Source organism: Bacteroidales bacterium (genome assembly GCA_031275285.1).
GTDB lineage: Bacteria > Bacteroidota > Bacteroidia > Bacteroidales > UBA4181 > JAIRLS01.
On sequence record JAISOY010000145.1, the window covers coordinates 1 to 22017 of the forward strand.

The following is a 22017-nucleotide window of genomic DNA, read 5'->3' on the forward strand; positions in this document are numbered from 1 at the left end:
CAAGGGAGAAGGAAGCGGTAAATCGGATCGTATATATAAGAATTCAATGATGGTACTGGATATACTGGCCAACAATAATTGGGAACGTCCGGTTTACTTTGCAGTAACCGTATCGCCTGAGAACTTCCTGAATCTAACGCCTTATTTCCAGATGGATGGTCTGGCTTATCGTTTTGTCCCCATTGAAACGCCTGACACGCAATATGGTGAAACAGGGCGTATCGATGCTGATAAATTATATGATAAAATGATGAACCAATTCCGCTGGGGAAATATCAGCGATCCAAAGGTCTATCTTGACGAAACAAATCTCCGGTTACTGACCCATTTCCGCAGTAATTTTTCACGTCTGGCAGGAGCTTTGAACCTTGAAGGGAAAAAAGACTCTGCCGTACAGGTATTGGACAGGGCTTTTGAATCCATTCCTGTTTATCAGCTGTCATTAAATTATATGGATGTTTCATTTGTTGAACAATATTATAATGCCGGAGCTTTTGATAAGGGGAATGAACTGGCGGAAAAGATCTTTTCTGCTTCGCGCGAAGAATTGAATTACTACCTCAGTTTTCCGAAAAAACTCCAGAGTAGCCTGGAAAGAGAGTTAAGAATCCGGATGTATACCATTGATTCATTGAGTCGGTTGGCAAAAGCATACGAACAAACTGAATTGTCTGAAAAAATGGAAACCCAGATAAAAGAAGCTTTCCCTCATTTATTGATGGAATAAAATAATCAACAGGCGTTTTTATGGCGCCTGTTCTTTTTGTTTAAAATCATAACGAATATATGCCGGACCTTTTACAGCAACGATTCCTTGAATATATTCGTCAATACAAACTTTTTACTCCCGAAAGTAAATTACTGGTAGCTGTCAGTGGTGGTATCGATTCTATGGTAATGCTTCATTTATTGCATTCAGTTACCTCTGATTGCGTTGTCGCTCATTGCAATTTCGGATTACGTGGTGATGAATCTGATGCGGATGAAGATTTTGTGGTAAGAAAAGCCAATGACCTTGCTTGCCACATACATACCATAAAATTTGATACGAAGACATATGCCGACCGGAATGGTATTTCCATCCAAATGGCAGCCAGGGATTTACGATATCAGTGGTTCGCTGATTTGTTGTCCCGGTATCATTATGATTATGTAACTGTTGCACATAATCGTGATGACCGGATAGAAACTTTATTTATTAACCTGGCAAGAGGTACCGGAATTAAAGGATTGGCGGGGATCCAGCCGAAGACCGAACAAATCATTCGTCCGCTATTGTTTGCATCCAGAGATGAAATTGTTGCCTATGCACAGCAGGAAAATATTGTCTTTCGTGAAGATTCCAGTAATGCCAGCGATAAATATGCCAGGAATTATATCCGGCATCATCTGATTCCCGGATTGGAAAATTTCTTCCCGGGAGTACGGAAGATCATAGAACGGGACATCGATCATTTTTCCGGGGTAGAGGCTTTATACAAAGATTCTGTTGAAAGGTTCAGGCGAATCGTGACAAAAGCCCAGGGCGAGGATTTATTGATCGATCATCAGCAGTTGATGGAAACTCCATCGCCTCCGGATTTATTATTTGAAATCATTCGTCCGTATGGTTTTTCACCGGCTGTTGCTGACGATGTATTGGGTAAGGTATGGGAATCAGGCCGCCGGTTTTTCAGTAAAACACATCAACTGTTGTGTGATAGAAAGGAAATCATGATCAGTCCCCTGAAAAATATAGGACCGGGGCAATTCCCGGTCGACCTGTCCCGGAAAGAAATGAAAGTCCCCATTCATTTAAAGATCGACCATTTTGACGTCTCTCCGGGGTATGTTCCGGATAAAGACCCTAATATCGCCTGTCTAGATGCTGATACTCTTCACCCACCTTTATTTTTGAGAAAATGGCAGGACGGGGATAGGTTTCAACCGATCGGAATGAAAAAGATGAAAAAACTGAGTGACTTCTTTATAGACCGGAAATTATCCTTGTTAGAAAAAGAGCAGTTATGGATACTGGTGTCCGATGGCAAAATTGTCTGGATACCAGGGTACCGAATGGATGAGCGTTATAAAATAACCGACAGGACCAAACGCGTGGTGAGATTTACTTTGATCCGTTAAAGTAAAATCCTTTAGTCTTCTTCTCCGGAATTAGCCACATAACCTTTCATAATTCCACGCTTGGAATCCTGAATGAAATGAATAATGGTATCGCGTTCAGCGCTCTCAGGGAAATTATCTTCAATATATTTCAAAGCTTCCGTATGGTTCATTCCTTTCTGGTAAAGCGAGCGGTAAATATCCTGTAATTCGTATATTTTTTCATTGGTAAATCCACGACGGCGCAACCCTATGGAATTAACACCGACATAAGCCAACGGGTCTCTTCCCGCCTTTACATAAGGAGGGACATCTTTGCGCACCTTGGATGCACCACCGATCATTGAGTGGGTGCCGATGTGGACAAACTGATGTACCATGGTGCCTCCTCCGACAATAGCCCAGTCTCCGATCTCTACCTCGCCGGCAATTCCGGTATGACTTACAATCACACAATAATCACCTATTTTACAGTCATGTGCAATGTGTGCATATGCCATGATCAGGCAATGATTGCCGACTACAGTCTTATTCTGGGTTTTTGTTCCGCGGTTGATGGTCACACACTCCCGGATGGTGGTGTTATTCCCAATTTCCACCGTAGTATATTCTCCGTCGAACTTAAGATCCTGTGGTAATCCGGCAATGACAGCTCCGGGAAAAACAGTACAGTTCTTACCGATCCTGGCTCCGTCCATCACTACGGCATTAGACATGATTTTCGTCCCATCCCCGATCACAACATCCTTTGCAATATTCACAAATGGCTCAATTACTACATTCTCGCCAATTTGAGCTTCAGGATGAACGCAAGCCAATTGATGTATCATTTCTTAATTATTTATCTAAGTCTGTAAAAAATTATTCTCCTGTTACTTTGACGATCTGAGCAGTCAATTCACCTTCCGTGGTAAGCGTCTCACCCACATATGCCTGGGCAACCATCGTTGCAATGCCCCGTCGTATTTCGCCCACCAGTTCCAGACGAAGGATCAGGGTATCACCAGGCACCACCATCCGGCGGAATTTAACTTTGTCGATTTTCAGGAAGAAGGTCAAGTAATTTTCCGGATCAGGGACTGATCCTAAAACAAGGAGTCCTCCTACCTGGGCCATTGCTTCAATAATCAATACACCCGGCATCACTGCCTGTCCTGGAAAATGGCCGACGAAGAAAGGTTCATTCATCGTAACGTTCTTTACACCCACCACTACATGTTCATTCATGCTGATGATTTTATCCACCAGCAAAAATGGCGGGCGATGGGGTAGCACGTTCTTGATTTGTTCGATATTAAAAACAGGCTCCGTATTGGGGTTGTATTGTGGTATCTGCGCTTTCGCCATCTCTTTTTTAATGATTTGGCGGAGCATACGGGCCATCTGGTTATTAGCTGCATGGCCAGGTCGTGTAGCAACAATTCTTCCTTTGATTTGTTTTCCTATCAGTGCAAAATCCCCTATCAGATCCAATAGTTTATGGCGTGCCGGCTCATTACTGAATCGTAGTTCCAGGTTATTCAGGATACCTTCCGGTTTTATCTGGATCTTAGGCATATTAAAGATTTTGGCCAATCGGTCAAGTTCATCCTGTCCGGCCGGTTTATCCGCTATCACAATAGCATTGTCCAAAGCTCCGCCCTTGATCAGGTTATGCTTGATCAACGGTTCCAGTTCATGAAGGAAAACAAATGTCCGGCAGGGGGCAATTTCTTTTTCAAATTCATCCATACTGGTAAGCATGGCATATTGATGTCCTAAAGTACGGGAATTATAATCGATCATTACATCAATGCTGAAATGGTCGTCCGGATAAATGGCAATTTCTACTCCACGTGCTTTGTCAGCATAAACGATCCGTTCTTTTATTTCAAAATATTTACGGACAGCATCCAATTCTATGATTCCTGCCTGTTTGATCAATTCTATAAATGGTTGTGAACTCCCATCCATGATCGGCATTTCAGGACCATTTATTTCCAGTAAAGCATTATCCACACCCATTCCCCATAAAGCAGCCAGAACATGTTCAATAGTACTTACCCGGGCTCCGTTTTCTTCAATGGTGGTTCCCCGTGAAGTGTCCACCACGTTTTCTGCAATTGCCGAAACGACAGGTTGACCATCCAGGTCAAGGCGCTTAAATTTATAGCCGTGATTGTTAGATGCAGGCCGAAGGGTCAATTCAACCTCTACCCCGGTGTGTAATCCTTTACCTTTAACAGAAACAGGTTTTTGAAGTGTATGTTGCTTTACCAGCATAATTTTACTTTCGATTTATGATTCATAAAAATATTGTAAATCCAGATGACTCTGAAAAATTTTGCAATAATAGTTCTTTTTCCTTAAATTTCCTCATTTCCTGCCTATTTCTCACTATAATATAATCATGTTTACTGCTTTTTAAGGTTTAGTAATTTTATTTGTTAGTGCAACCAGAAAATAATATGATTCATGGTGATTGACTGTAATATGGTATACCTGCCGGTTTTTTAACTCTTGATATGAAGGAGTGATTCTGTATAGGTTTCTGTATAGGTTTCTGTGGGCACAGAAAAAGGAAATGTTTGTAGGGAATTGTTCCAATAATTGTCATTTAATCCTTTTTCACAGAAGATTGATTTATATATTTGCAGGATATAGGATGCGGTTCGGCAATTTTTCGAAAGCAAGCTTTCTACAATTACTCTCACCTTTCACTATATTTGTGTTTGAAATAAAATAATAGAAAAAATAACATTATAATGGAAATAAAAAAATGTTCGTTGCTGATTCTGTTACTTTTCTTACTGGCTGCATGTGTTAATAATACTTCAGGTAAAAGGGAAATAGTGAATTTAATTTTAGATACCGATATGGGGCCGGATTATGATGATGTTGGTGCTATGGCGTTGATGCATGCTTTGGCTGATAGTGGACAGGTGAACATTCTTGCAACGATTTCTTCCAATAAAGACGAACGTGTCATCCCCTGTATTGAAGTGATCAATACTTATTTTAACCGACCGGCGATTCCTGTTGGGGCACCTAAAAGTGAAGGTGGTGTTTCGATGACAACATGGCATCATACGAAATGGACTGAATTTTTACCGGAAAAATACCGGCATCAAACTGAAAAAACATCTGTTGCACCGGATGCTGTGAAGGTTTATCGCCGGATTCTCAGCGAACAGCCGGATGGAAGCGTGGTTATTTCTACAGTCGGTTTTTTTACAAATTTAAAAGATTTGTTGTTTTCAGGGGCTGATGAGTATAGTTCGCTTTCCGGAAAGGAATTGATCCGGAAAAAGGTGAAACATTTGGTTTCTATGGCGGCGCATTTTCCGCAGGGGAGGGAGTTTAATGTATTTTGTGATGCACCGGCATCTATAGTAGTGATCAATGAATGGCCTACTGAGATCATTTTCAGTGGTTGGGAAATAGGGGATAGGGTACTTACAGGGAAAATCCTCGTGCAGATGCCGGTGGAGAATAGTCCTGTAAAAGATGCTTATAGCCTTTCTTTTGCCGAAGGAGACCCCAACGGGCGGATGAGCTGGGATCAGACGGCTGTTCTGGTCGCAATAAAGGGATACGAACCTTATTATTCCATAGAAAGAGGAACTGTCTCTGTAAAAGAAGATGGCGCCAACACATGGACCCCTTCGGAAAATGGAAAGCATATCCGGCTGATTGAAAAAATGCCTCCTGAAAATATCGCTTCTTTAATAGAAAAGTATATGATGCATCAACCGGTAGCAAAGTAAAGGCTATCTGGTCTTGTTACACTTGTCTTTGAGTGTTTCCCGGATATTATTGTCAATAAAGCCTGAAGATCCGGTCCATCAGTTGCCATTTTTCGGCGGAACTTGCTCCTGGTTGGCTGTTCTGAAAAACAGACATATATTCTTCCCATTCTTCCTGTCTTGGCAATTTGGATAATTTTTCGAATGCGGTATCCCATTCGAAATCCAAAGGTGTTTCTACGATCATGAACAGTCGGATGTCTATTTGATAGATCTCCATTTCCAGGATCCCTACACTACGGATCCCTTCATTGATCTCAGGCCAGTGCCTGGCTTCGCTGTGCCGTTCAATATATTCTGCAATCAATGCAGGGTCATTTTTCAGGTCAAGGGTCTGACAATACCGTTTCGTCGGGAAAGGATACTGTTTGGATGGGTATCCGGTTTTTTTCGTATATTTCATCATGCAAAAGCTATATAATTGATTATTGATTATTGATTATTGTACATTGGGCGTCTTTAAGTTGCTCATATTTTGAACTTAGTGTCAGCGATCTCATGAGCGTCAGCGAGTAATGATGCAAATAAGATGTGTGTAGATATTTAATAGAATTTATATATGATCAATAATATAGGTACGGTCAAGCATCAGTCACTTTTATTCTTTGACCAAAACAATCATCTCATTAAATTTTTTCACTATTTCTTCATACGACATCTTTAGAACCGGATAGTCTTTGGCAGGGTATAAATTACTTTTAAACTCATATGAGGCAGTGATATGGATTTTATTCTCCTTTTTTTCGGCCTGGTAATCGATCTTCATGGCCTTGTTGTTATATGACTTACTTTCCGGTAGATATTCTACTTTATAACCCTGGGGAATCTCGATCACACTTTTATATTCGGCGGCATGATACAATATGAGATCGACATGAAGTTCCCGCCTGGCTTGTTTAAATATATTTTCGGTTACAGACTGATTAAGAAAAGGAGATACGAATATTTTGTTGTCCGCCTTTTCAACAGGAGGGCTACTCTGGTAGGAAAAAACGAAAGGCTGGTCCAGGTTTAGATAGTTTTTGGTATCGATCTCACGGGCAGATTCAACACCCCGATTTTTTAGCATTTCCAAAAGATGATCCGGCTTATTCCGGAATATCCTCCGGTAATGGTATGCATCATGGGCATATGAGGTGACCTCAGTATGCACCTCTAATGCATCCAGTGTTTCATTCAACCTGACATCAAATGATTTTACCGTAAATGCCGGTTCATTCTGGACAATATAAAACCATGTATCGGATTTAGGAGTTACCACCAATCCGTTCACATTGATACATCGTTGCGGTAGCTCGTCAAAACGGAGCATAGACTCGGTTGCATCCAATAAATAGGTTGTGTCGCGGCCGGATACCTGTACGATCACATAATTTAAAAACTGGATAAAAGGATATTCAGTATTGATCATCCCATTCCTACGGGTACTTAAGACCACCGGATTTGCATCAAAACCGGCAGCACGCAGCATTCCTGTCAGGAATAAATTAATGTCTGCTGAATTCCCTGTTTTTTGTTTCAGAAAATCCGCGGTTTTTAAAGATGAATATTTTGATTCCCGACCATTCCAGTTATAATTGAACTTTACATATTGTGTGATCTTCTCTATCTTTTCTTTTTCTGTCATGTTTTTCAGGTCCAGTTCAGGAAGCATTTTATGAGCAGATTTTTCGCTTGATTTGATATATTTCCCGAAACTGGTCTCTTTTATCAAAGCATCGCAAATAAGCGGCCATGTGCTCATCTCTTCCCTGTTACCACCTGATGGGTAATGATATTTTGATATCTGAAAATTCAGGCTGATCATATAATCCTTTTCAGAGGTAATGAATTCCTCATCTTTAAATGCAGGAAGATCATTCATTCCCATCAAATAAATTATTTCCTTATACTTATATCTCCCAAACTGGATATCATGATTAGAGATTTCATTCTCAAATTCATCCAGCTTAGAAGCGCCCTTCAGGATATATACGTATTCATAATACGGAATTGCTTTGTATTCCAATGAACTATACACCACCGGTATCTTTTTCTGAAAGTTCCATTCCCGCATGTTGAAGTAATAGGGAGTGATGAGGGAATATTGTAACTCAATGACCGATCCTTCACGGACATCGGGCATCGCAAATTTCAAAACTTTCCAGTTCGTATGCGGTCTCTCTTCGTAGATATTTTTTTTGTTGAACTCGGTCTTTTGTATTTTCCCATGGTCTAAATTGTATACAGCGCCTTCCAAACCATAAATGGTTTCCACTTCATCACCATAGTACAACGGTATCTCAAATTCCCCATATTTGATCCCGGCCTGCTTCAATACTTTAATTTTGGTTTTTATTTCCATAATCAGGTCAAACCTGCCTCTGGAATCATTGAACCTGAAAAAATACCGCCCCGTTTCATACAAGACTACAGCCTCCGCTTCTTTATCCTTTTCATATTCAGTCATCGCTAACTCATAGTTGCTGACTTTTCCGAAAATGCGCTCATAATTAGGCTTTTGCGCTTTAGTCAAAGCAACAGTTAACATCAGTAATGCTCCACTGGTAATCAATAATTTTCTCATAATCAATTAATTAATGTATTTTTCTTTTCGTTGTTTTTTATTTCGGAAATAAATGAATAAAAGTCACCATACTCGGACAATGGATAAATACCTTTGTTGATCAATATTTCTTTTTCCATAATCAGTTTTTCGTCGGCAATTTTATATTTGAGCATATAGTGTCCATATTTTGATTCTGCGGAAATATTCTGTGGTACCATATTTACCTTTATGTCGTCTGTAAAATGATAAACAATACTGTCCCTGTAATATACAGGATAATCAAATCGCACCCCCTGTGTCCGTTTTTCCGGATGTTCGTATGCCGGTAAGTCATGGGGAAAAGAATTAATCAGGATGTTGTTGCCATATTTTCTACATACATCCGGCATGTTTAATTGTGCTATGATATTAATTTCAGGGATCTCCCGGGGTAGTTTTTCAAATGTGATATTGGAAAGGGTGAAAGTTCCGGATAAGACATGATTCCGGATATAGATTTCTGCGTCATTACGGTTCAGTTGCGAGGAAAGAAAAGTAAAATATTCATAATCTTCCCCGCGTTGCTTCATGGTCAATGTCGCAGGAATGGAGCTTGTAGCCAACGATGTATGGATCATGCGTTCACATAATACTTCATCAGGTTGGAGTGAAGGGGTTTTAACAAATCGGCTGTTCAATCCGTCAATGATCAGGACATCGCGCCCTTGTGTAAATGTTCCCAGATATCCTGCAGGAATATTTTTATTGGTACACTCCAGAAACAGCGTATCTTTCACTAATGGAATCGTCAGGATAATATGATTAAAGGCCTGTGAAGGGAATGTTTTGTCAATATCGAATACCTCATTTTCTGCTCTTACCAGAGTGTAGTAGGATGGGATACCTGCATATGTCAATAACGCCTGCATATAGTTGCACAATGCTTTACAATCCCCATATTTATTTGCAGACACATAACTAGCGGGGTAAGCTTTTAATCCCCCGACATTTATCTTTACATTAATGTACCGGGTATTGTCCTGTAAATAATGGTATAATAGCTTGATTTTTTCGCGGACATCTGTTGTTCCCTGTAACAATCTGTCAACGGTACTTTTCTCTGTTTCCGGTAATTTCCCGGATTTCGCATTTAAACGATATACCCAGTCCCCAAAAGTCTGCCAGTTTTCCCATGAACCCCGGATGCCATATTTAAAATTAACAGGAACTATATGGATGATAGGTGTCTTGGATTCAGAAAATGGTGCGTCTTTTTCCCGTTTTACAGGTGTGTATGTTGTATTCCATTCCATCCTGATCCTATTTCCTATAGTGTCGATTACCGGAAAAGATACATTTTCATGCTTATAACGGATCTGATAATCAAACGGGATATCAAGAACAATCTTCTTTTTCCGGATAGGAACTCTATAGGTAGGTTCAAAAGCCAAAATCTGTAAAAAATCTGTTAAGACGATTTTATAGGAATAGATTATTCTGTAAGGATAGTCATTGTGTTTTAATATAAAAGATTTCACAAATTCGTCTTCATATAATGAAGAATTGGAAACAGTGCTTTCATCACTTATCTCCGATTTTTTCAGTTTACGGATAATCCGTCCATGGCGATCCTCAATCCATGCATCCCCGATGGTCAGTTTTTGCATTTTATTATAAGGGAGCATTACTTTTGCCATTGATTCCCCCATTCTCGTGTTGATCTGACGGACAACAGTATCCATACAGATTAGTTTGCTTTCCGAAGCCTGCAAATAGGATACATGGCTCAATATTTCCTGGTCATATTCCTGAGCATGCAGAATGGTTGAGAAAATTGGGTAACAAAAAATAAAAAGTAACAGACGTCTCATAATAAATTATCAGGAAAATATGTGATAACAAATGTACGAAGAAATAATTATTTCGCTAATAATTAAATCATATTTTTTAGACTGTTTAAAAAAATCACCATTTTACAGCAATGTAGGCCAATGTTGTAATGGTACTGAATTTATGGAAAAGTGTGTAAAAAAAACGATCTTCATAAGTCATACCCAAACGAAAAGTTACACCTGTCTCAAATGTAATCCGTCCGTCAGTTTTTATTTCAGTGCCGAGCTGGGTATACACAGAAACATTCCATGACGCAATTTTTTTGATGACCCAATCTGACGTCTCATCCAGAAGGTCATTAGGAGCCCCGTCAAATTCCCAGCGGTAATAATTATCGGCACGGGCATGGAAATTATACCCGAATGAGGGTCCCGCGGCAAAAAATGGCTTAAACGCCCCTGATTTTAAAGGCAAAGAGAAACGTGCGGTAATGGGTAACTCAATGGTATGTATGGTAAGGTTGGTGCGGTAAAGTGTTTTTCCCAATTCCGGAATTTCCAGCATCGGGTCGTCCTTGGCGTAAAAGATACGAGGATCAAGCATCGAGCCACCTTTATGTGTATATTCTGCAAACATTTGGATAGCGAACCAATCATTGATCCAGTATTCACCAAGCCCACCCGCTGTGAAGGTAATACGGTTATCTCCCAGCATATACAAATGATGATGGGTCAGGTAGGTAGAACCTACGCCCACTTTTAAGCCAAAATGGAAGCGAGCGGAATCGTTTGCTTTTGATCCGTCAATGGAAATGCACAATAAAAAGCATAGTAAAAACCACTTGAAGAGTACTGATGGATTATATTTCATTTTTCCGGTCAGTTCCCGTTAGGTGTTATTTCAATATCCACCACCCGGTTATTTTGTCCGTTGGTTTTTATAACTTTCTCTCCGGTATAGGAATCCTGTTCTATCATTGTTTCCTGCACACGAAGTGTATAGGTCAGTTCGGCAGGAGTAACCGGGATTTTAAAATGAAATACTCCCTGATTATCGGTCCTTACTGGTTGCATTAGCTCATGTGAGGAATAGGCAATTGCCTGTGGCCTGAACTTTTTTAATTCACCGGATAAGCCTGAAAAGGCAATATCGATCAATTCATCCATGTCTACATCTATACTTACCAATGCATTAGCTACTGGAGTAGAAGTTAAGGTAACCTTTCCTTCTACAGACTCTGATGTGTGCGTATCCGGAAAAACAGGAATGACAACGACTGAATTGGTTCGTTCCGTTCCCTGCGGATTAATAGACACGATAGCAATGGTGGATGGATAACCGTCTTTCTCAATGAGAAGGATCGCTTCTCCTTTGATCATCATTAAATCGGCCATTCCGTCGGTTGAAGTGATGGAATTAATGTTCGTTCCGCATTGTGAACTGCTGATAGTGAATCCACTCATATCGGCCAGAGGCTGGTTGATATCACGGACCATCACCGTTAGACCGACCTTCTGTGCCTCACGTTTGGCTGATGCCGCGTCTTCATCGGTATAGATCTCTTTGGCACAGGAAACAGCAAAAAATAATATAAATAACAGTGAAGTTTTTTTCAAAAATTGAATATACATTGTTTGTCTGGAATTTTAAAAATTGAAATTGTCCGGATCTGCTCCTACTCTTTCATTTTGATCAAGTTGGGAAATAGCATCCATATCTTCTTGACTTATCTCAAAATCAAAAATTTCCATATTTTCTTTAATTCGTTCGGTATGAGTAGATTTAGGTATAGTAACAACACCCATCTGAATATCCCATCGCAAAACAATTTGAGATACAGACTTCTGGTATTTTTGTGCCAATTCTTTTAATAAAGGAATAGAAAATATTTTACCTTGCATTAAGGGGCTCCAGGCTTCAAACTGAATTTGCTGTTTTCTGCAGAAATCCAATAATGATGGCTGTACTAACCGTGGATGAAATTCAATCTGGTTCACCATTGGCTTGATTTCACAATCCGACAATAGATCTTCCAAATGATGGATATGGAAATTTGAAACGCCTATAGAACGTATGCGTTTTTCCTTATATAACTTTTCCATAGCCCGCCAGGTTTCTTTATTCAACGGCTTAGGCCAATGGATCAGGTATAGATCCAGGTAATCAAATCCCAAGCGTTGTAGGGTAGCGTCAAAAGCTTTAAGGGTTGAATCGTAGCCTTGATCGCTGTTCCAAAGCTTACTGGTTAAAAAGATATCCTTCCGGTCTAACCCGCTCTGCCTGATGCCTTCTCCTACGCCACGCTCATTCTGATATACCGCAGCCGTATCGATATGACGATAACCCAAATTCAACGCTGTTTTTACCGATTGAATAGTTGTTTCGCCATCCGGTACCTTAAAGGTCCCAAAGCCAAGCATCGGCATTTTAATGCCATTATTTAAAGTAATAGTCAGCATATGATCAGTATTTATTATTGATTATTTCTTCGATTTTTTCTTGCCAAAAAGCGAGAAGTGGACATAATCCCTGGGGTTTTCCCGAAGATCGACCAGTAACTTATCCAGATCTTCCAGAGAACGCTGCAGATAAATATACAGGGAATCATTTCGTGCCAACTGTCCTATTGTGCCTTGCCCGTCATTGATCCCTTCCAGTAAGGTGCTTAAATGTGCTAATGACCGGTTGGCATTGTCGATGGTCGTCTTAACATCCGATGCCGCCAGGGTATTGGAAAATGAATTCAAATTGGAAATTACGCTGGAGATGTCTTCATTACTTTTTTTCAGGTTACCTGATACCGATTCAAAGTTGGTCAGTATTGAACTTATCTTTTTACGTTCTGAAGAGATCAATTGTTCCAGATTCGCAACAATGCTTTTTATGTTTTGCTGGGTATCGTCATTAAATGTATTCTGTAAAGCCAGCATTAATGAATCGATAGAGATAATCAGCCGGTTGGCATTGTCGGCAACAGGTATTAATTTTTCTGAAATAGCATCCAACATGCCTGCAGACATAGATCCGGTCAATGTATCGCCTTTTTCTGCAATGGTTCCACTATTGCCCAGCAATAAAACAACAGATTTCGTTCCGAGCAGGTCACTGGTGATCTCCACTAAACTGTTATCAGGGATTTTATAACTCTTTTTTACTCCGATTTCCACCACCAATTCATCCAATTTTTCCGAGCCGAATGATATATCGCTTACCAGACCTACAACATAACCGTTAACTGTAACTGGACTTGATTTCTGCAATCCGTCAATTTTTGGGAAAACGGTATAATAGTAATTGTATGAAGAAAATAAGTTTCGCCCTTTCAGGAAGTTATATCCCCATAGAAAAAGAAAGATAATCAGGGTGACGATAATTCCAATTTTGATCTCCTTTTTAAACTTCATGTGTATTTAATGCTTTTATCAAATATAAATCAAACAGGTTGATCCAATCATTTATGAACAACAAACCTACATGTTTTTTTACAAAGATACACATTTTATTGTCTAAAAATGTCCTATCAATCAGATAAGGCCAAAGTTAGCTGTTATTTAGGTTGTACTTTCGAAACCAGTTTATAGTACAACCAGGGAATATATCTTTTAAAATAAATCATGAGCAGATCTTTTTTGCCGATGTATACCTCTTTTTTATTTCTTTTTACGGCTTTAATGATTTTCCGGGCACAGGTTTCTGCTGTAATCCCATTTTCCTGGGCATGATCCATTATTCCATGAGGTGTTCCGTCTTTTGTTAGTGCATGCAGGGAAACATTGGTCAGAATACGTCCCGGACAGGCTACGGTTACACGGATTCCCTGTTGATGCAGTTCAGCCCATACTGATTCATAAAAACCATGTATGGCATGTTTTGCAGCAGAATATGCCGAACGTAAAGGAAATCCGAACATTCCCACAATGCTGCTGATGGCAACAATATGTCCGCTACCTTTTGCTATCATTGCAGGAAGGAGTTTTTTAGAAAGGATCACTCCACTGAAATAATCCACTTCCATAATACGCCGATCCACGGCTACATCAGTATCTATTACAAGTGAACGTTGGCTGATCCCTCCGTTATTGACCAGGATATCCACTGTTCCAAACTGCTGTAAGACTTGTTCAGCTGTTGTTTCTATTTGTTTCTGGTCGGAAAGATCGAGTGGGACAACCTCACATAAGTCAGGGTGGGCGCAGGCTGCTTTTACACGTTGTAATTCATTTTCACGACGTGCAGACAAGATAATCCTTGCTCCTGATTTTGACCATTCGTAAGCCAGGGCTTCTCCGATCCCTGATGATGCCCCTGTTATCCAGATGATTTTTCCTTCAAAAGAATGCATATCAAATTATTCTTTGTGCCTGCTGATAAGAACTTTGGCGACTTCATCCAGATTGCTGTTGCGGGCGGCGAGTAAAACAATAAAGTGATACATCAGGTCGGCAGCTTCATTCAGAAAAAGGTCATCATTTTCGTCTTTCGCTTCTATAACCAGTTCTACAGCTTCTTCCCCAACTTTTTGGGCGATCTTATTGATCCCGCTTTCGAAGAGTTTTGTGGTATATGAACCTGCGGGCATTTCTTTTTTACGGCGTGTAATAAAATTTTGAAGATAATTCAGAAAGCGGACCCCTTCCTGTTTGTTGTCTTCTCCAAAACAGGTATCTTCACCTGTATGGCATACCGGCCCACGAGGATTGGCCTTGATCAAAAGCGTGTCATAATCGCAATCAACGAGTATATCAACTACATCCAAACAATTTCCGCTTTCCTCTCCTTTGGTCCATAAACGGTTGCGTGTGCGGCTATAAAAGGTAACCAGGTTGCTTTTCACCGTTTTATCATATGCTTCTTCATTCATGAAGCCTACCATAAGTACCTTTCCGGTAATGGCGTCCTGAACGACAGAAGGAACCAATCCACCTGCTTTGTTGAAATCCAGATTCATTTTTAGAAATATCTATCGTTATTGTTGTATTTTTCTACTGATTTGAAGGTGCAAAAATAGGAAAAATAGCATTAATTTTTGTTAAAAAGTATAAATTATCATGCGTATACCTGATAACCGGAATACCGGCCTCTCTTTTTCACGGGATTCATCAAAGCAAGCGATTTAAAAAATGTTTAAAAACGGACATATGATTTTTTATTATCTCTGATTAAAGGTAATTTTGTGCCGGGTCGAGTAATCTTGTAAACAAATAGGCTTACAGGTCACCGGAAAAGTATTTCTGAAGGGAATCCGCATATATAATTTGGAAAGTATCAGAAGAGCGAGATGGCAACATTTATTATCAATGAAGTTGATTGTTTAAGGATAAAGGACGGTGCTAAGACCGTCAGAATAGTAAAAAAGGACAAGATAGACGCGTTCAATCAGGATATTCTTGGATTGGGGCATATTGGAGAAAAATCAAAACTGATCAACGCGTTAAGTGTTATATTTGATTTGGAAGGGTTCACTGATTTTTGCAAGCAGATCGATCCACACCTAGCCGTTCCGGAATACCTGAGCGATTTTTTAAAATGGATATTTGAAAAAATACGTAAGGAATTGATCAGTAAAACCTACGAAGACGGCTATAGTGTCTGGGCTGATTTGCCGTTTTTGTCAAAATACCTGGGTGATGGTATTCTGTTCCTTTGGGACACCGAAAATATGGGAGATGCCAGTATCCGGAACGTGGTCGTGTCCATGTATGAAGTATGCCGGAAATATCAGATGGAATTTCTGCCGTTGATCTCACAGAAAATTGTTTCTCCACCTACAAAGTTACGGTGTGGAATAGCCAGAGGGGCTATTTACAGTGTTGGTGACGGGAATGATTTCGTAGGTCCGTGTATCAATATGTCGGCCAGGCTTCAGAAATTGAACTCGCTTACTTTTTGTTTTTCAAGGAGGGGGATCAATCCCGATGAGATGGGAGCAGGGTACAAAGGAAAGTTCATCGTAAAAAGGGTAGATATCCGTGGGATCGGCGATGAAGAACTGGTGTGTCTTTCTCAGGTGGAATACGACAAATTATCGGAGACCGAAAAAGCCAAGTTCAGGGATGTATAAATTTTAAAGATACCAAAAAGCAAAAGCGTCTGTCGATTTTGGCAGACGCTTTGTTTATTTGCTGTTTATTGCCCAACGTTTGTGATGGGGTGTTCCAGTAAAATACGGCTGGAAGCTCCTTTTTTCATGCGCGACATGGAAGAAGGAAATAGTGAAACTTTATTTAACAGGCCGTAATAAGTCCCGGTAACCGTTGCCGGGGGAGTGCTGTTGGTAATGAAATCAAAGCTGATATCATAGGTTGAACTGCTTTTTTTAACGACGACAGTTCCTTCGGTTGAATTCATGGCCGGATTCTTTGGTTGTTTTTTGATAGAGGCATAGGCATTGCCGGGTTCTCTGGCAGCCTCTCCGGTAAAAATGTATTCCCCGGGAGTAAGTAAATCATCATTTACCATAGGAGACATAAAAGAAAGAGACAGAAGGGTGGAGTCATTTTCCCCGGGGAGATTGACCAGAAAATAACTACCGGTCGTTCCAGTCAGATCCATCTTTAGTTGTCCTCCTGCTTTTAAAACGTAAGTATCTTCTTTCCCGTCAAGTTCTATCGTCATAGATCCCGGGGCTTCCTCTTCTTCGGTCATGTCTACCTGTGGAACTTCTCCTGTGTAATTTCCTGAAATGGATTTATTATTCTCTAAGGTACCATTAATATCAATGGTATATGTACTCTCCGAAAGTTCTACCGTAATGATCGCAGAAGAAAGGGAAGCGGTAATTTCATCATTTTCTTCAACCCAACCTTCAATAACTGTATATGGTTTGTATTCAATACTCCCTGGATAAGTACCTGCTAAAAGTTTGTCATTACCGTTAGGGATAAGCATGGTAAAATAAAATGCAACATCACTATTACCTATAACTAAAAGCATAGTAATAGCCTTGTCTCCAATTGGTTCAATATGGCCAAAGTAGCCCTGAGCCGCGCCAGTAACGCTTACCGTCTTGCCGCTGTATGTAAATTTATTGGGACCTCCCTCATCTTCATCTTTATCTTTATCTTTTTCACAGCCGGGCAGTATCAAAACAAACAGTAGTACTCCGATCGTCAGGAAAAACGTCTTACCGGATTTTAAACATACGGATATCACTCCATTTTTTGTAAAAATACGACGAAAATGCTTGTTCATAAATTTGATATTTGTCATAAGTCCTACTCATTTGGCTTTTCAGTTTCGCCCGTTTATTGAGATGGTTATCAGCTCCATTCTTTTCTCACAATAATGGTGTGCCGGAAATCCGGTTTCTATTAATGGGGATCTAATCAACAAAAATAGGATTATTTTAAATAAGAATGTGCATTTTGTAAAAAAGATTGCATGAATCTTTTGTGCATTTTGAAGTGCTCAGTTCTTCCTTGTTCTTTGTAGTTCTTCCTTAGAAAGACCTATAACTTGATCATTTTTTTTGTGTTGATTGCTTTTCCGTTTTTGATAAGCTGGATAAAATAGAGATCACTGTTCCAGTTGGATATATTCAAATTGAAGTAATGGGTGCCCGGGTTTAACCTTGCAGGAGATGTTTCATATATTATACTTCCTTTGGTATTGATGATCCGGATGTTTGCTGAGGCACTTTCCTCTAACACAAATGAATAGTACAGGATGTCCCTGGTCGGATTCGGATATATCAGCAATTCTCCTGATTTTTCAGGTGCATATTTTTGTTCTATGTTGATGTGAATAGTGGTATGGTCACTAGCTGAATAAGGATCGGAAACGGACAGGTACAAAGCAACAGAACCGTGTGATTGGGGGGTGATCGATAATGTGTCGTTTTTAATATTCACATTAAGTATCTCAGGGTGTTCTACAACATATTGGTAATCCAGGGAATCGCCATCGGGATCTGTGATATATTCTGATAGATTTATTTCCAGTGTGGTATAGGGGATCAGGGTCGTATCGTTAAAAAGCCCTTTGATCTCCGGAGCCTGGTTCGGGTTGGTCGTAAATGTCACCCTGTTGGATATTTCCGATTTGTCCCCACTATTTCCAGTGCTACGTATAGCGGCATAATAAGATGTTTCCGGCTGCAGTCCGGTGATGGTATATTCCTGTTGGCTGCCCGACTCGACAGATGAACTGATGCGAAAACCGGAGTACATGTTGAAATTATTCCCTGTAATAGGTACGGTAGCATATGCCACCTCAAAATAGGCCACTTTACCGTTATTGCTTACAGCCGGAACTTCCCAGGCCACTTCACCCCAACTATTTCCGACTTCTTTTACAACCAGATCTAAGACCGCTTCCGGAACTCCTCCGGGAGCAACTGCTGCTTCGGTATTTAATAACCCGCTACCCATAGCTGCTGCATTAGTAGGATCGAGGGGATACAATGGCATAGTGGTATTCAACAACCGGGTACGTAACATGTCCGGCGTGAAATTTTCATCACCGTAAACCGATAAAATCAGGGCTGCCGCTCCGGAAACCTGCGGACAGGCCATTGAGGTTCCCTGCATGTATTCGTAATAATTAGGGTTAGAAGCATTGTAGGACGTACTATAGATACCTCCGGATACCCCGATGCCTGATTCCCTTGTGTCTCCTCCGGGAGCTGAAATGTCAATCCAGTCGCCGTAATTGGAATACCATGCCCGTTTTCCGTAATGATTGACGGATGCTACGGCCAATACATTGTCAAAATAAGCAGGATACCATTTTGCATCGCGATTGTCATTCCCAGCTGCAAAAATAACGATTCCCCCGATCATCGGCGTTCCCTCACGAGGAACTCCGTTTTCGTCTGTTCCAGCCTCCTGAATGAAGTAATTAATGGCATCCAGATCCGTCTGGTTATACACATCAGGATCATCGTAACCCCAGCTGTTTTGTGATATAACAGCCCCATTATCCGCAGCATATATAAATGCATTTTCCAACGAAACAGAAGCATTGGGGGTATCATTCAGAATTTGCACGGTCATCACCCTTATTCTGTAGTTTTCCCGGCCCATACCTGAAACACCAGTGTAATTGTTGGTTACTGCGGCAATTGTCCCGGCGACATGGGTCGCATGGTCTTCCGGTTGGATGGTGCCGATAGGCCTGCCTCTGCGTTCGACAAAATTATATCCGTGGATGTCATCCACGTATTCATTCAGATCATCATCCTCTCCGGCTATACCGTTTTTTTCGGCTTCATTTATCCACATATTACCGTACAGGTCTTCATGATCATAATAGACACCTCCGTCCGTTACTGCTACAACGACCTGCTTATTGTTAAGCCCCAATGTATCTATAGCTCCCCACGCATTTTTTAATTTGATATCGACTCCTGCAACACCTCCGGTTTGTCCGGTGTTTTCGAAATGCCATTGTTTGTCGAAATCGGGATCATTCGGGAGCCATTGTTCCGGAGATGGTGCCGGCATTGCCAGGCTACGGGTCTTATATTTGGGCTGGGCAACCTGTATATTCCCATCCAACCCGAATTCTTTAGCTACAATTTCAGGATCTTCAGTTTCGGGAATACTGATCTCGTACCATAAATGTAAACCGTATTTTCGGTGTTTGGCTTCATATTTTCCGGCATCGGGGAAAATACGCCTCATATTGCTGGCTTTGTATTTTCTGCTCACCCTGTCCATTGATGCCAATCCGGAAATAAAAACTGATGTATCTGTGGTTGATCTTCTGGTGGTACTTGATCTGGTTTCCAGGACAGGGAGGGATTCAGGCTTGATTTTGACAATGACTTTTCCCATCTGTACCCTCTTCGGCGATGACTGGGCCAGGGCATTCACCATCATAAAAAGTGTTCCGGTGGAGAAAATGAAATATTTGAAGATATATCTGATATTCATTCAGGAATACTTAGTTTATACACAATAGTGTTTATTATTATTTCGATGACTGATGGTAATCCGTTAAAAAACAGACCTGAAATTTTGTTCCAATTTGTTTTAAATTCCCTTACCACTGATTTTTTGATCACTTTTACAGCAGTAAAGATAAACCTGTTTTTTGATTGTTTTATCTTATAAGGAAAAGATCCCGGCAAATTTTCATCATAATTAGTGTTAAATAATGATGAATAGTTGATTTATTAAGGTTTTTGTTATTATATAAATTCCAATAAACATTACACATATTTTGTTTACATGATTACTCCCTGATGCTCATGATGGCTTACGCTAAGTTCATAATATGAGAGACTTAAATATATTCAATAACCAATAATCAATAACCAATTATATAGATGGATATCGTTTTGGCATAACAAATTTTATTCGATAAACGGCAGAATGCACGTTATGATGATTGGATGAATTTTAAACATACAGGTTGGTCAATGTTGTTTATTTCATTTCCTGTATCGGTCAGAAGTCCGGTTTGTGGGTCGATCCTGAATATTTGGATGTTGTTACTGTCCTTGTTAGCGACCAGAAGGTATTTGCCATTGGGTGTAATAATGAAATTTCTCGGGTGTATTCCTGTAGGTTGATAACCGGCAAAAGTGAGGGTGCCGTCTGAAGGATGGATACTGAAAATAGCGATGCCGTCAGATTTCAACCGGTTTGATGCGTAAAGGAATCTTCCGTCCGGAGAGATATGGATATCTGCACTTCCTTTACTTCCGACTCCCGCAGTGGTGTCGGAAGCGATATATTGGATCGCATTTAAGTCACCGTTGTCATACCGGAAAGCAGTTACTTTTCCGGATAACTCATTGATCAGGTATGCATAATTCCCGTTGGGGTGAAATGTCAGGTGCCGTGGTCCTGATCCCGGTTCCACCTGAAATGAATCAGGATCCCCCGGAGATAGGAAAGGACTGTTTTGGCTTACATTAAATTTGTGTACCTGATCACTTCCCAGATCTTCTGCATAAAGGAATTTTTCATCAGGGGAAAAAACAACGCAATGGAGATGGGGATGCTCCTGCCGGTTTTTATCCGGTCCATTGCCTTCAAAAGTAAGCAACCGGACCACCGGATCCAGGTATCCGTCATTTCTCAGGGGAAAAATACTGACCGTTCCACTGGCATAATTTGCAGTAACCACAAAATTAGCGTTACGGTCGGTGTTGATATAGCAGGGACCTGCCGCATTGGTAGGTTGGGTATTCAATAAATTCAATTTTCCTGTTTCCTTATTAAAAGAGAAGGCATTGGCTATTGCTTTCTTCTCTTCATCCAGGCCTACGGAGTATACAAATCTTTCATCGGAAGAAACCACCAGGTAGGACGGTTTAATGGCCTTTTCCTGACTGGTATATGTTGCAGTTCCTTTTTCCTGATCGAACCGGTAGACATAAATTCCCGTGTTGTTTTCGGTACTATAGGTTCCTGCGAGAAGATAGAGCTCGTTTTTGTTTTGTTCCATGGTTTCGTGTGTTTTTCTTCCCCTTTGTGTACATGAAAGAATACTGCCCAGAACGAGCAAACAAAGAAAAAGATGGCGTTTCATTGTTAATGGATCAGGTTAAGTACCTTGGCAATGATGGCCTGCCGTACAAAAACGCCGTTCAGTGCCTGGGTAAAATAATATGCCTTCGGGTTATTGTCTACATCCACGTCTATTTCGTTAACACGGGGCAGTGGATGAAGTACCCGTACATTAGACCTGGTATTTTCAAGTAAAGCATTGTTCAGCACATAGGCATTTTTGTTTTTTTCATATTCGATCGGATCGGAAAAACGTTCTTTTTGCACACGTGTCATATAGATAATATCCGCTTCATGGATAATATCGCTGACT

Annotated in this window: 19 protein-coding genes; 4 read left to right on the top strand and 15 right to left on the bottom strand. The window is 40.5% G+C overall.

Going from position 1 to position 22017, the window contains the following annotated elements; genetic code table 11:
* A partial coding sequence (locus LBQ60_14805) for a hypothetical protein (protein ID MDR2039189.1) occupies positions 1-727 on the top strand: 727 nt, incomplete at its 5' end.
* A gap of 59 nt (positions 728-786) precedes the next feature.
* Positions 787-2121: a tRNA lysidine(34) synthetase TilS gene (tilS, locus tag LBQ60_14810; protein ID MDR2039190.1), complete on the top strand. Its 1335-nt coding sequence runs from the start codon at positions 787-789 to the stop codon at positions 2119-2121.
* A gap of 11 nt (positions 2122-2132) precedes the next feature.
* Here tilS and lpxA read toward each other — a convergent pair whose 3' ends face one another.
* Together lpxA and LBQ60_14820 are read right to left on the bottom strand one after the other, a co-directional pair.
* Complete coding sequence (lpxA, locus tag LBQ60_14815) at positions 2133-2930, bottom strand: acyl-ACP--UDP-N-acetylglucosamine O-acyltransferase (protein MDR2039191.1); 798 nt, start codon at positions 2928-2930, stop codon at positions 2133-2135.
* A 31-nt stretch (positions 2931-2961) separates the two neighbouring features.
* Positions 2962-4362, bottom strand: a complete 1401-nt coding sequence (locus tag LBQ60_14820; protein MDR2039192.1) for a bifunctional UDP-3-O-[3-hydroxymyristoyl] N-acetylglucosamine deacetylase/3-hydroxyacyl-ACP dehydratase — start codon at positions 4360-4362, stop codon at positions 2962-2964.
* A 488-nt stretch (positions 4363-4850) separates the two neighbouring features.
* On the opposite strand from LBQ60_14820, the gene LBQ60_14825 reads away from it, so the two are divergent.
* Positions 4851-5846, top strand: coding sequence for a nucleoside hydrolase (locus LBQ60_14825; protein MDR2039193.1), 996 nt, complete (start codon positions 4851-4853; stop codon positions 5844-5846).
* Between the two features lie 52 nt (positions 5847-5898).
* On the opposite strand, the gene LBQ60_14830 is transcribed toward LBQ60_14825, so the two are convergent.
* The 9 genes from LBQ60_14830 to hisIE all read right to left on the bottom strand — a co-directional run bounded on the left by LBQ60_14830 (position 5899) and on the right by hisIE (position 15193).
* Positions 5899-6288, bottom strand: a complete 390-nt coding sequence (locus tag LBQ60_14830; GenBank protein MDR2039194.1) for an L-rhamnose mutarotase — start codon at positions 6286-6288, stop codon at positions 5899-5901.
* A gap of 195 nt (positions 6289-6483) precedes the next feature.
* On the bottom strand, positions 6484-8451 hold the full coding sequence (locus LBQ60_14835; protein MDR2039195.1) for a DUF3857 and transglutaminase domain-containing protein: 1968 nt from the start codon (positions 8449-8451) through the stop codon (positions 6484-6486).
* A 2-nt stretch (positions 8452-8453) separates the two neighbouring features.
* On the bottom strand, positions 8454-10283 hold the full coding sequence (locus LBQ60_14840; GenBank protein MDR2039196.1) for a DUF3857 domain-containing protein: 1830 nt from the start codon (positions 10281-10283) through the stop codon (positions 8454-8456).
* A 94-nt stretch (positions 10284-10377) separates the two neighbouring features.
* Positions 10378-11115 (bottom strand): PorT family protein, encoded by a 738-nt coding sequence (locus LBQ60_14845; GenBank protein MDR2039197.1) that lies wholly within the window; start codon positions 11113-11115, stop codon positions 10378-10380.
* 8 nt (positions 11116-11123) lie between these two features.
* Positions 11124-11861, bottom strand: a complete 738-nt coding sequence (locus LBQ60_14850; GenBank protein MDR2039198.1) for a hypothetical protein — start codon at positions 11859-11861, stop codon at positions 11124-11126.
* Positions 11862-11891: 30 nt separating this feature from the next.
* Positions 11892-12704, bottom strand: a complete 813-nt coding sequence (locus tag LBQ60_14855) for an aldo/keto reductase (GenBank protein MDR2039199.1) — start codon at positions 12702-12704, stop codon at positions 11892-11894.
* A 21-nt stretch (positions 12705-12725) separates the two neighbouring features.
* The gene (locus LBQ60_14860) at positions 12726-13649 is read right to left on the bottom strand and encodes an MlaD family protein (GenBank protein MDR2039200.1); all 924 of its coding nucleotides are present in this window, start codon (positions 13647-13649) and stop codon (positions 12726-12728) included.
* Between the two features lie 143 nt (positions 13650-13792).
* Positions 13793-14587 carry an SDR family oxidoreductase gene (locus LBQ60_14865; protein ID MDR2039201.1) on the bottom strand — a complete coding sequence of 265 codons (795 nt, stop codon included), beginning with the start codon at positions 14585-14587 and terminating at the stop codon, positions 13793-13795.
* A 6-nt stretch (positions 14588-14593) separates the two neighbouring features.
* Positions 14594-15193, bottom strand: coding sequence for a bifunctional phosphoribosyl-AMP cyclohydrolase/phosphoribosyl-ATP diphosphatase HisIE (gene hisIE, locus LBQ60_14870; GenBank protein MDR2039202.1), 600 nt, complete (start codon positions 15191-15193; stop codon positions 14594-14596).
* Between the two features lie 330 nt (positions 15194-15523).
* Here hisIE and LBQ60_14875 point away from each other — a divergent pair, with 330 nt between their 5' ends.
* Positions 15524-16306 (top strand): hypothetical protein, encoded by a 783-nt coding sequence (locus LBQ60_14875; protein MDR2039203.1) that lies wholly within the window; start codon positions 15524-15526, stop codon positions 16304-16306.
* 65 nt (positions 16307-16371) lie between these two features.
* On the opposite strand, the gene LBQ60_14880 is transcribed toward LBQ60_14875, so the two are convergent.
* The 4 genes from LBQ60_14880 to LBQ60_14895 form a co-directional block, all read right to left on the bottom strand.
* Entirely contained in the window at positions 16372-17436 is a 1065-nt protein-coding gene (locus LBQ60_14880) for a hypothetical protein (GenBank protein MDR2039204.1), read from the bottom strand.
* Positions 17437-17693: 257 nt separating this feature from the next.
* Positions 17694-20120 (bottom strand): S8 family serine peptidase, encoded by a 2427-nt coding sequence (locus LBQ60_14885; GenBank protein MDR2039205.1) that lies wholly within the window; start codon positions 20118-20120, stop codon positions 17694-17696.
* Positions 20121-20568: 448 nt separating this feature from the next.
* Positions 20569-21726: a lactonase family protein gene (locus LBQ60_14890; GenBank protein ID MDR2039206.1), complete on the bottom strand. Its 1158-nt coding sequence runs from the start codon at positions 21724-21726 to the stop codon at positions 20569-20571.
* Between the two features lie 2 nt (positions 21727-21728).
* A partial coding sequence (locus tag LBQ60_14895) for an aspartate carbamoyltransferase (GenBank protein ID MDR2039207.1) occupies positions 21729-22017 on the bottom strand: 289 nt, incomplete at its 5' end.

What these genes read in the sequence shown, in the direction of transcription:
- tilS (MDR2039190.1), top strand. Translation starts at nt 787, where the DNA reads ATGCCGGACCTTTTACAGCAACGATTCCTTGAATATATTCGTCAATAC.
- lpxA (MDR2039191.1), bottom strand. Translation starts at nt 2,930, where the DNA reads ATGATACATCAATTGGCTTGCGTTCATCCTGAAGCTCAAATTGGCGAG.
- LBQ60_14820 (MDR2039192.1), bottom strand. Translation starts at nt 4,362, where the DNA reads ATGCTGGTAAAGCAACATACACTTCAAAAACCTGTTTCTGTTAAAGGT.
- LBQ60_14830 (MDR2039194.1), bottom strand. Translation starts at nt 6,288, where the DNA reads ATGAAATATACGAAAAAAACCGGATACCCATCCAAACAGTATCCTTTC.
- LBQ60_14835 (MDR2039195.1), bottom strand. Translation starts at nt 8,451, where the DNA reads ATGAGAAAATTATTGATTACCAGTGGAGCATTACTGATGTTAACTGTT.
- LBQ60_14840 (MDR2039196.1), bottom strand. Translation starts at nt 10,283, where the DNA reads ATGAGACGTCTGTTACTTTTTATTTTTTGTTACCCAATTTTCTCAACC.
- LBQ60_14845 (MDR2039197.1), bottom strand. Translation starts at nt 11,115, where the DNA reads ATGAAATATAATCCATCAGTACTCTTCAAGTGGTTTTTACTATGCTTT.
- LBQ60_14855 (MDR2039199.1), bottom strand. Translation starts at nt 12,704, where the DNA reads ATGCTGACTATTACTTTAAATAATGGCATTAAAATGCCGATGCTTGGC.
- LBQ60_14860 (MDR2039200.1), bottom strand. Translation starts at nt 13,649, where the DNA reads ATGAAGTTTAAAAAGGAGATCAAAATTGGAATTATCGTCACCCTGATT.
- LBQ60_14865 (MDR2039201.1), bottom strand. Translation starts at nt 14,587, where the DNA reads ATGCATTCTTTTGAAGGAAAAATCATCTGGATAACAGGGGCATCATCA.
- hisIE (MDR2039202.1), bottom strand. Translation starts at nt 15,193, where the DNA reads ATGAATCTGGATTTCAACAAAGCAGGTGGATTGGTTCCTTCTGTCGTT.
- LBQ60_14875 (MDR2039203.1), top strand. Translation starts at nt 15,524, where the DNA reads ATGGCAACATTTATTATCAATGAAGTTGATTGTTTAAGGATAAAGGAC.
- LBQ60_14880 (MDR2039204.1), bottom strand. Translation starts at nt 17,436, where the DNA reads ATGAACAAGCATTTTCGTCGTATTTTTACAAAAAATGGAGTGATATCC.
- LBQ60_14885 (MDR2039205.1), bottom strand. Translation starts at nt 20,120, where the DNA reads ATGAATATCAGATATATCTTCAAATATTTCATTTTCTCCACCGGAACA.
- LBQ60_14890 (MDR2039206.1), bottom strand. Translation starts at nt 21,726, where the DNA reads ATGAAACGCCATCTTTTTCTTTGTTTGCTCGTTCTGGGCAGTATTCTT.